Source organism: Streptomyces sp. NPDC058683 (assembly GCF_042716195.1).
Taxonomy (GTDB): Bacteria; Actinomycetota; Actinomycetes; order Streptomycetales; family Streptomycetaceae; genus Streptomyces.
Map to the genome: position 1 here is coordinate 1 of NZ_JBHXSK010000110.1, position 10,715 is coordinate 10,715.

Consider the following 10,715-nt stretch of genomic DNA (forward strand, 5'->3'; position numbering starts at 1 on the left):
GGCAGTGTGGCCCGGTGGGCGCGGATGGGGATCGGCGCGCTGTCGAGTGAGCTGGGCGTGGAGTTGTTCGACGCGGCCGGGCGGCAGGATGCGGGCCTAGTCGTGCCGGTGCAGTTGGACCAGGGTGCGTTGCGGGCCCAGGCGCGCGCGGGGATGCTTCCGGCGTTGCTGCGTGGACTGGTGCGTACGCCGGCCCGTCGTACGCAGAGCGTGAGCGGATCACTTGCCGAGCGGCTGGCCGCCGTACCCGAAGCCGAGAGGGAGCGGGTGGTTCTGGAGTTGGTCCGGAGCCAGGTGGCGGCTGTACTCGGGCATGCGTCGTCCGAGGTGATTGATCCGGGTCGTGCTTTCAAGGAGTTGGGTTTCGATTCGCTGGCGGCGGTGGAGCTGCGGAATCGGCTGACCCAGGCAACCGGTGTACGGCTCCCGTCGACGCTGGTCTTCGATCACCCGTCGCCCATTGCCGTCAGTCGGTTCTTGCTGGCGGAGGTTGGTGGGGGTGGGGGTGTTGTTGAGCGGCGGGTGGTGCGGGCGGGGCGTTCGTCGCGGGTGGATGAGCCGTTGGCGATTGTGGGGATGAGTTGTCGGTATCCGGGTGGTGTTACGTCTCCTGCTGGGTTGTGGGAGTTGGTGTCGCAGGGTCGGGATGCGGTGTCGGGTCTGCCGGCTGACCGTGGGTGGGATCTGGAGCGGTTGTATGACCCGGATCCGGAGCGGGTCGGCACGGTGTATACGCGTGGTGGCGGCTTTGTCGAGGGTGTCGGGGATTTTGATGCGGGGTTCTTCGGGATCAGTCCGCGTGAGGCGTTGGCGATTGATCCGCAGCAGCGGTTGATGTTGGAGGCGGCGTGGGAGGCGTTCGAGGATGCGGGTATTGACCCGACCTCGCTGCGCGGCTCCGACACCGGCGTCTACTGCGGTGTGGTGACGTCGGACTACGGCGGTGTGATGCCGCCGGAGTTGGAGGGGTTCCGGCTGACGGGTACGACGTCGAGTGTCGTGTCGGGTCGGGTTGCTTACAGTCTGGGGCTTGAGGGTCCGGCGGTGTCGGTGGATACCGCGTGTTCGTCGTCGCTGGTGGCCATGCACATGGCGTCGCAGGCGCTTCGGTCGGGTGAGTGTTCCCTCGCGCTCGTCGGTGGCGTGACGATCATGTCGGGTCCGTTCCTCCTGACCGAGTTCAGTCGTCAGCGGGGTCTTGCGTCGGACGGGCGTTGTAAGTCGTATGCGGCGGCTGCGGATGGCACGGGTTTCTCGGACGGTCTTGGTCTGGTCGTGCTGGAGCGGTTGTCGGATGCGCGTCGCAACGGTCACCGGATTCTTGGTGTTGTCCGGGGCAGCGCGATCAACCAGGACGGTGCGAGCAATGGTCTGACGGCGCCGAACGGTCCTTCGCAGGAGCGGGTGATTCGGCAGGCTCTCGCCAACGCCGGGTTGAGCCCTGCCGATGTCGATGCGGTGGAGGGTCATGGGACGGGCACGAAGCTGGGTGACCCGATCGAGGCTCAGGCGTTGTTGGCGACGTATGGGCAGGAGCGGGCTGAGAACGATCCGCTGCGGTTGGGGTCGATCAAGTCGAACATCGGGCATACGTCGGCTGCGGCTGGTGTCGCCGGTGTGATCAAGATGGTCATGGCGATGCAGCACAGGACCCTCCCGGCGACCCTGCATGTCGACACTCCCTCGCCGCATGTCGACTGGGAGGCCGGTCAGGTCAAGCTGCTCACGCAGGCCGAGGAGTGGGTGGCCTCGCAAGAGCCACGGCGTGCGGGCGTCTCCTCCTTCGGTATCAGCGGCACGAACGCGCACGTCATTCTGGAAGAGGCTCCGGAGGGTCCCGCGGAGTCGGCCGCGGAAGTGAGCGTGCCGGACCGGCCGGCTGCGGTGCTGCTGTCGGGTAAGGGTGAGGCGGCGTTGCGGGAGCAGGCCGAACGGCTGCACACCCACCTCCAGGACCACCGCGACCTCGGTCTGCTCGATGTTGCTTTCTCGTCGGTGGTGACGAGGGCGCAGTTGGAGTGCCGGGCTGCGGTGGTGGCGTCGGATCGGGAGGGGTTGCTGGCCAGGCTGGCTGCCCTGGCCGGTGGTGAACCCACCGCCGGTGTGTTCGACGGTCAGGCGAGTGCGGGTCGTACGGCGTTCTTGTTTACGGGTCAGGGGGCGCAGCGGGCCCGGATGGGTGTGGAACTCGCCGCCGTCTATCCGGAGTTCGCGCGGGCGTTGGATGAAGTGTGTGCGGAGCTGGATCCGCGGTTGGGCCGTTCGCTGCGGGACTTGCTGGCCGCTGAGGAGGGTTCTGCGGATGCGGGTCTCCTGAATGCGACGGAGTTCACGCAGGCGGCGTTGTTCGCGGTCGAGGTGGCGCTGTTCAGGTTGGTGGAGTCTCTCGGGGTGCGTCCGGATTATCTGATCGGGCATTCGGTGGGTGAGCTGGTGGCCGCGCATGTGGCGGGGGTGTTGTCGCTGCCGGATGCGTGTGCGCTGGTGGTGGCGCGTGGCCGGTTGATGGGTGCGTTGCCTGCCGGTGGTGGGATGGCGGCGGTGCAGGCGACGGAGGAGGAGGTGGCCGGGGAGCTGGCCGGGTTCGAGGACCGGCTGGGGATCGCGGCGGTCAACGGTCCCCGCTCGGTCGTGGTCTCCGGGGATCTGGACGCGCTGGATGAGTGGCTGCCGCGGTGGCAGGGCCGTAAGACGAGTCGGCTGCGGGTGAGTCATGCGTTTCATTCGCATCGGATGGAGCCGATGCTGGCGGAGTTCCGCAAGGTCGCCGAGACCCTGACGTTCCACAGCCCCCGGATTCCGGTGGTGTCGAATGTGACCGGTGCTCTGGTGTCGGCGGAGCTGGCCGACCCCGGCTACTGGGTGGATCACGTTCGTCAGGCGGTGCGGTTCACGGACGGGGTGCGTACCCTCCAGGCCGAGGGTGTCACCCGGTTCCTGGAGCTTGGTCCGGACGGCGTGCTGACGGCGTTGGCGCGTCAGTCGCTGGATGAGGACACCACGGTGCTGTTCGCGACCGCATTACGGGCCCGTCACCCCGAGGCGGAGACGTTCGCCGCGTTTCTCGCGCAGGCGCACATAGACGGTGTGCCGGTGGATTGGTCGGCGTTCTACGCGGACAGGGGCGCCCGGCGCGTCCCCCTGCCGACCTACGCCTTCCAACGCGAGCGCTACTGGATCACGCCCACCACCGGAACCGGCGACCTGAGCGCTGCCGGACTCGGCCGGCTGGACCATCCGATCCTCGCCGCCGCGGTGTCGGTCGGTGAGCGGGACGAGTGGCTGTTCACCGGACGGATCTCCCTGGACAGTGCGCCCTGGGCACGGGATCACGTCGTGCTCGGCACCGTCATCATGCCGGGCACCGGACTGGTCGAACTGGCCCTTGCCGCCGGCCGCCACGCGGGCAGCCCGGTACTCGAAGAACTCGTACTCGAAGCGCCGTTGGTCCTGGAAGGGAACGCGACGGCACAGCTCCAGGTCACTGTTGGCGAGCCCGATGAGGACGGCCGCCGTGCGGTCGCCGTCTACACGCGCCCCGAGACGCCCGGTGAGGGCGAGCGGTCCGAGGCGGTGTGTCACGCGCGGGGCACGCTCGTGCCGGAGACGCAGCCGGTGGTTTCCGTGCTGCCCGTGGAGTGGCCGCCGCCTGGTGCCGAGCCGGTTGCCGTGGAGGCGCTCTATGGTCGACTCGCGGACGCCGGGTACGACTACGGGCCGGTGTTCCAGGGGCTGCGGGCGGCCTGGCGCGATGGTGAGCACATCTACGCCGAGGTCGCGCTTCCCGAGGAACACGCCGAGTCCGCCCGGGGCTTCGGTATCCACCCGGCACTCTTCGACGCCTCACTCCACGGCGGACTCGACTGGCTCGACAACGGCGACGGTTCGTCCGCCCGACTGCCCTTCTCCTGGTCCGGGGTGCGGTTCGCACTCAGCGGGACGTCACGCCTGCGGGTGCGGATCGGATCCGCGGGTGAGTCGGCACTGCGGATCGACATCGCCGACGAGTACGGCGTGCCGGTGGCGAGCGTGGACGAGCTGGCCTTCCGCCCGGTCGACCAGGCACAGCTCGCGAGCGTTCAGAGGCCGGGGAACAGTTCGCTGTTCACGGTGGACTGGACCACCCTCCCCACATCGCCCGCGGCTCCCGTGAAGATTGCGGTGCTGGGTGAGGCGGGGCATGCCGAACCGGACGCAAACGCGTATGCCGACGTGGATGCGCTCGCCCGGTCTCTGGCCGAGGGCGCTCCCGCACCCGACCTGGTCATCGCCGCCGTGGAGGCCGTCGAGGCGCGGCCCGGCGAAGGGCCGGCCGAGGCCGCGCTGACCGTCGCCACCCGCACCCTGGAGCTGCTGCGCCGCTGGCTGGACGAGGACTGGCTCACCGACGTACGGCTGGTCGTCATGACCCGGCGCGGCATTACGGTCGGTGATGAGGTTCCCGATCTGGTGCTGGCGCCGGTGTGGGGTTTGGTGCGTAGTGCGCAGTCGGAGCATCCGGGCCGGATCACACTGGTCGACCTCGACGGTGATGCCGACGGTGACGTGCCCGACTGGAGCGCACTGGCCGCTCTCGACGAGCCTCAACTCGCCGTCCGTCAGGGCAGGTTCCTGGCGCCGAGGCTGTCCCGGGCGTCCTCGGCCCTGGTCGAGGCCCCGGTACTGGACCCCGGCGGCACGGTCCTGATCACCGGAGGCACCGGCGGACTGGGCGCGGTCTTCGCCCGGCATCTGGCCGAACACCACGGTGCCAGGCGGCTGCTGCTGGTCAGCCGGCGCGGTCCCGACGGCCCCGGAGCCACCGAACTCGTACACCACCTGGCGGGGTTGGGCTGCGAGGCCCGTGCCGCGGCCTGTGACGTGTCCGACCGCGACCAACTGGCCGCTCTGATCGGTTCCCTCACGCACCCGCTCACGGCTGTTGTCCATGCGGCCGGTGTCCTGGACGACGGTGTGATCACCTCCCTCACCCCTGCGCAGCTCGAACGCGTGATGCGGCCGAAGGTGGACGCGGCGCTGCACCTGCACGAACTGACCGCGGACATGGACCTGTCGGCGTTCGTGCTGTTCTCCTCCGTCGCCGCCCTGGTGGGCAGTCCCGGTCAGGCGAACTATGCGGCGGCCAACGCGGTGCTCGACGCCCTCGCATGGCAGCGGCGTGCCGAGGGGCTGCCCGCCCGTTCGCTGGCATGGGGACTGTGGGCCGAGGCCGGCGGTATGGGCGGTGTGCTGGACGAGACGGAGCTCGCGCGGTTGGAGCGGATGGGGGTCGGCGCGCTGCCGACCGAACTCGGCCTGGAACTGTTCGAGCAGGCCCAGCGGCTCGACGAAGCGCTGCTGGTGCCGGTGCGGCTCGATTTCGGTGCCCTGCGTGCCCAGGCGCGCGCGGGCCTGCTGCCGGCGCTCCTGCGCGGCCTGGTCCCGGCGCCCGCACGGCGTGCGAAAAGTACGGACGTGTCTCTCGCACAACAACTCGCGGGTGTCTCGGAGGCCGAACGGGAGCAGGTCGTGCTCCAGCTCGTCCAGAGTCAGGTCGCGGCCATCCTCGGGCACGCCTCGCCCGGCGCCATCGGCCCCGACCGCGCCTTCAAGGAACTGGGCTTCGACTCGCTGGCCGCGGTCGAGCTGCGCAACCGGCTGTCACGGGCCGGCGGCGTCCGGCTGCCCGCGACCCTCGTCTTCGACCATCCGACATCCGGGGCGGTGGCGCGGCTGATCCTCTCCGAGGTCGGCGGCAGCGCGGAGCCGCCCATCGAGCAGGAACTCAAGCGGCTGGAGGACCTGCTCGCCTCGGTCGCGGCCGGCGAGAAGCAGCGCGTGGCCGGACGGCTGCGCACGCTGCTGGCCCAACTGGGCGAGGGCGACCAGCGTGCGAGCGAGCGGATCGATGTGACCGAGCGGTTCGAGGCGGCCGCGACCGCCGACGAGGTCTTCCAGCTGATCGACGCCGAGTTCGGCGAGGTGTGACGAGTGCAATCGCAGGATCAGACCACCCAGGGGAACATGACCATGAGCGTTGAAGGCAACGACCCCCAGCAGGAAAAGCTGGTCCGGTACCTGAAGCGGGTCGCCGTCGACCTCAACGAGACCCGGGCCCGGCTCCAGGAGTACGAGGACCGGGCCGGTGAACCGCTGGCCATCGTCGGCATGGGCTGCCGCTACCCGGGCGGTGTGACGTCCCCGGCCGAGCTGTGGAACCTGGTGGCCGAAGGACGCCTCGGAACCGGGGAGTTCCCGGACGACCGCGGCTGGGACCTGGAGCACCTCTACGACCCCGACCCCGACCACCCCGGCACGTCGTACTCGCGCGGCGGCGGATTCGTCGACCAGGTGGGCGAGTTCGACGCCGACTTCTTCGACATCAGCCCACGTGAGGCGCTGGCGATGGACCCGCAGCAGCGACTGCTGCTGGAGACGGCGTGGGAGGCGTTCGAGGACGCGGGTATCGCTCCCACCTCGCTGCGCGGCTCCGACACCGGTGTGTTCTGCGGGGTGATGTACCAGGACTACGGCTTCATTGCGGGGCAGAGCGACCGGCGCCCCGACATCGAGGCCTACCTGACGATCGCCTCCGCGGGCAGCGTCGCCTCGGGCCGCCTGAGCTACACCTTCGGGTTCGAGGGGCCGGCGGTGTCGGTGGACACGGCCTGCTCGTCCTCACTCGTCGCGCTCGACGCGGCCGTCAAGTCCCTGCGGGCACAGGAGTGTTCGCTCGCTCTGGTGGGCGGCGTGACCGTCCTCGCGCGGCCGAACGTCTTCATCGAGTTCAGCCGCCAGCGCGGCGTCTCTCCGGACGGACGCTGCAAGGCGTACTCGGCGGCCGCCGACGGCGTCGGCTGGGCCGAGGGCGCGGGGCTGCTCGTACTGGAGCGGCTGTCGGACGCGCGCCGCAACGGCCACCGGATCCTCGGCGTCGTCCGGGGCACCGCGGTCAACCAGGACGGCGCGAGCAACGGACTCACGGCCCCGAACGGCCCCTCGCAGGAGCGGGTGATCCGCCAGGCCCTCGCCAACGCGGGCCTCACCGCGGCCGACATCGACGCGGTCGAGGGCCACGGGACCGGCACCCCGCTCGGTGACCCGATCGAGGCGAAGGCGCTGCTGGCCACGTACGGCCAGGAGCGGGGGACGGACAGCGTTCCGCTGCGGCTGGGATCCGTCAAGTCGAACATCGGGCACACCCAGGCGGCGGCGGGCGTGGCGGGCGTCATCAAGATGGTGATGGCGATGCGGCACAGCACGCTGCCGGCCACGCTGCACGTCGACGCCCCCTCACCGCACGTCGACTGGACCGCGGGCGAAGTGCGGCTGCTGACCGAGGCCGAGCCGTGGCCCGCCTCCGACCGTCCGCGCCGCGTGGGTGTCTCCTCGTTCGGCGTCGGCGGCACCAACGCACACGTCATCCTCGAAGAAGCTCCGATGGCACCCGCCGCCCCGGCAGACGCCGCGGAGCCCGCCAAGCCGGCCGAGCCGGCCGAGCCCGCCAAGCCGGCCGAGTCCGCAGAGACAGGTGACGCCGGGCAGGCGGCGGTCGTACGGCCGCCGGGCGACGCACCGTCCGACGCGCCCGCCGGGACGGGTGACGCCGGCGGCCCCACTGCCGTACAGCATGCGGGCGGTACGCCTGCCGCCGTTCCCGTACTCCTCTCCGCACGCAGCGAGGCCGCCCTGCGCGCCCAGGCCGACCGGCTGCGCGCCCACATGATCGCCCAGCCCGAACTCGGCCTCCTCGACATCGGTTTCTCGCAGGCCACCACCCGCGCGCACCTGGAGCGCCGCGCGGCCGTCGTCGCCACCGACCGCGGCGCGCTGCTGACCGGACTCGGGGCGCTCTCCGCTGCCGAGCCCGCCGCCCACGTCCTCGAAGGACCCGCCGCCGGCGGCAAGACCGTGTTCGTCTTCCCCGGGCAGGGCGCCCAGTGGGAGCGGATGGCGATGGAACTGCTGGACTCCTCGCCCGTCTTTGCCGAAGAGATCGCCGCCTGCGCCAAGGCGCTGTCGCCGTATGTCGACTGGCGGCTGGAGGACGTACTGCGCGCGGCCCCCGGGGCGCCGTCGCTGGAGCGCGTCGACGTCGTACAGCCCGCACTGTTCTCGGTGATGGTGTCCCTGGCCCGCCTGTGGCGGTCCAACGGCATCGAACCGGCCGCCGTCCTCGGCCACTCCCAGGGCGAGATCGCCGCCGCGTACGTGGCGGGCGCGCTGTCGCTCGACGACGCCGCCCGGGTCGTCGCACTGCGCAGCCGCGCGGTGCGGGAGCGGCTCGCCGGAGGCGGCGGCATGGTCTCCGTCGCGCTGCCCGTGGACCGGGTCGAGGAACAACTCGCCGCGTACGAAGGGCGCGTGTCGGTCGCCGCCGTCAACAGCCCCACCACCGCGGTCGTCGCCGGTGCGCCCGACGCGCTCGACGAGCTGATGACCGTATGGGAGAACGACGGGGTACGGGCCCGGCGGGTGCCCGTGGACTACGCCTCCCACTCCGCCCAGGTCGAGACGATCCACGACGAACTGCTGGAACTGCTCGCGCCCCTCACTCCGCGCACCGGCGAGATCCCCTTCTACTCCACCGCCGAGGGCGCGTTCATCGACACCACCCGGCTCGACGGCTCCTACTGGTACGCCAACCTGCGCGGCCGCGTCGGCTTCGAGCCGGCTGTCCGCGCACTCGTCGAGAACGGCGTGAACTGCTTCATCGAGGCCTCCCCGCACCCCGTTCTCACCATGGCGGTCGCCGAGACCGCCCAGGCGCTCGACGCCACCGACCACGTCCAGGTCGTCGGCTCGCTGCGCCGCGGCGAGGGCGGCCCCGAGCGGTTCGCGACGTCGCTGGCCGAGGCGCACATCGCCGGAGCCCGGATCGACTGGCAGGCGTTTTACGGCGGCACGGGCGCCCGACGGGTGGAACTGCCGACGTACGCCTTCCAGCGCGAGCGCTACTGGCCCTCGCCCGGCACCGGGGCCGGCGACCTGACCGCCGCCGGACTCGGCCGGCTGGACCATCCGATCCTCGCCGCCGCGGTGTCGGTCGGGGACCGGGACGAGTGGGTGTTCACGGGCCGGGTGGCGCAGGACGCTCAGCCGTGGACGCAGGACCATGCAGTGCTGGGCATGGTGATCCTTCCGGGCGCCGCACTGGTCGAACTCGCGCTCACCGCGGGCCGCGTGGCCGGCACCGCAGTCGTGGACGAGTTGGTGCTGGAGGCACCGCTGATCCTGGCGGACGACGCCGGCCGGCAGGTGCAGGTCGTCGTGGGCCGGGCGGGCGAGGACGGCCGTCGTGAGGTGGCGGTCTACTCCCGGGCGGAGGCCGCCGACGAGGACGACGAGCAGGCCGAGGTGACTTGTCACGCGCGTGGCTGGCTGGCTCCGGACGCCGAGCCGCTTCCGCCGTTCCCGGCGCAGTGGCCGCCGGAGGGTGCGGTGGCGGTGGCGGTGGAGTCCTTGTATGTGCGGTTGGCGGAGGCGGGTTACGACTACGGTCCGGTTTTCCAGGGGTTGCGGGCGGCCTGGCGTGCTGGGGATGTGGTGTTCGCGGAGGTGGTGCTTGCCGAGGGTGTGGGTGGTGAGGGGTTTGGTGTCCATCCGGCGTTGTTTGATGCGATGTTGCATGGGGGGTTGTTGGAGAAGGGGGCGGGGGGTTCGGTTTCTGCGGAGCTGCCGTTCTCGTGGTCCGGGGTGAGGTTGGGGCACAGTGCCGCCTCGCGGGTCCGGGTGCGGATCAGCCCGGTCGATGCGGCCGGTGCGGGCGACGACTCCCGCATACGCATCGATGCCGTCGACGAGAGCGGCACGCCTGTCGTAGCGGTCGACGCCCTCACCGTACGCCCGGTCGACCAGGCACAACTGGAGAACGCACAGGGCGGCACCGGCGAGCGTTCGCTGTTCTGTGTGGAGTGGGTGCCGTTGCCGTTGCCTGTGCCGTCTGGGGTGGAGGTTGCGGTGTTGGGTGAGGCGCCGTTGGTGGGGCTGGATGTGTTGGAGCGGGCCGTGGTTGAGGGGGCCGGGGTTCCGGGTGTGGTGGTGGCGGACGTTGCCGGGTTGGCGGATACGGCGTCGTCGGTTGTGGTGGGGGTGTTGGGGTTGTTGCAGCGGTGGTTGGGGAGTGAGGTGTTGGCTGGGGCGCGGTTGGTGGTGGTGACGCGTCGGGGTGTTGCGGTGGGTGATGAGGCGGCCGATCTGGTGCAGGCGCCGGTGTGGGGTTTGGTGCGTAGTGCGCAGTCGGAGCATCCGGGCCGGATCACACTGGTCGACGTCGACGGTGATGGTGAGGGTGGTGTGCCGGACTGGGGTGTGCTGGCTGCTGTGGATGAGCCTCAGCTGGCTGTCCGTCAGGGTGGGTTGCTGGTGCCGCGGTTGGTGCGTGCGGGGGCGGGTGTGGAGCTGGGTGGGTTGTGGCGGTTGGGGATTGAGCGGAAGGGCTCGTTGGAGGACCTGGAGCTTGTTTCGTCGGGTGGGGGGCGTGCGTTGGGTGTGGGTGAGGTGCGGATCGGGGTGCGGGCTGCGGGGTTGAATTTCCGGGATGTGCTGATTGCGCTCGGGTTGTATCCGGGGGATGCGCCGTTGGGGAGTGAGGCGGCGGGTGTGGTGTTGGAGGTGGGTGCGGGTGTGGTGGATCTGGTTCCGGGTGATCGGGTGATGGGGTTGGTGCTGGATTCGTTTGGTCCGGTGGCGGTGGCGGACCGGCGGATGGTGGTGCCGATGCCGGACGGTTTCTC

2 protein-coding genes are annotated in these 10,715 nt (G+C 70.6%); both read left to right on the top strand.

Going from position 1 to position 10,715, the window contains the following annotated elements; all coding sequences use genetic code 11:
• On the top strand, positions 1-5,967 hold a 5,967-nt coding region (locus ACFWXC_RS52620; RefSeq protein WP_384491416.1), incomplete at its 5' end, for an SDR family NAD(P)-dependent oxidoreductase.
• Between the two features lie 42 nt (positions 5,968-6,009).
• On the top strand, positions 6,010-10,715 hold a 4,706-nt coding region (locus ACFWXC_RS52625), incomplete at its 3' end, for an acyltransferase domain-containing protein (RefSeq protein WP_384491418.1).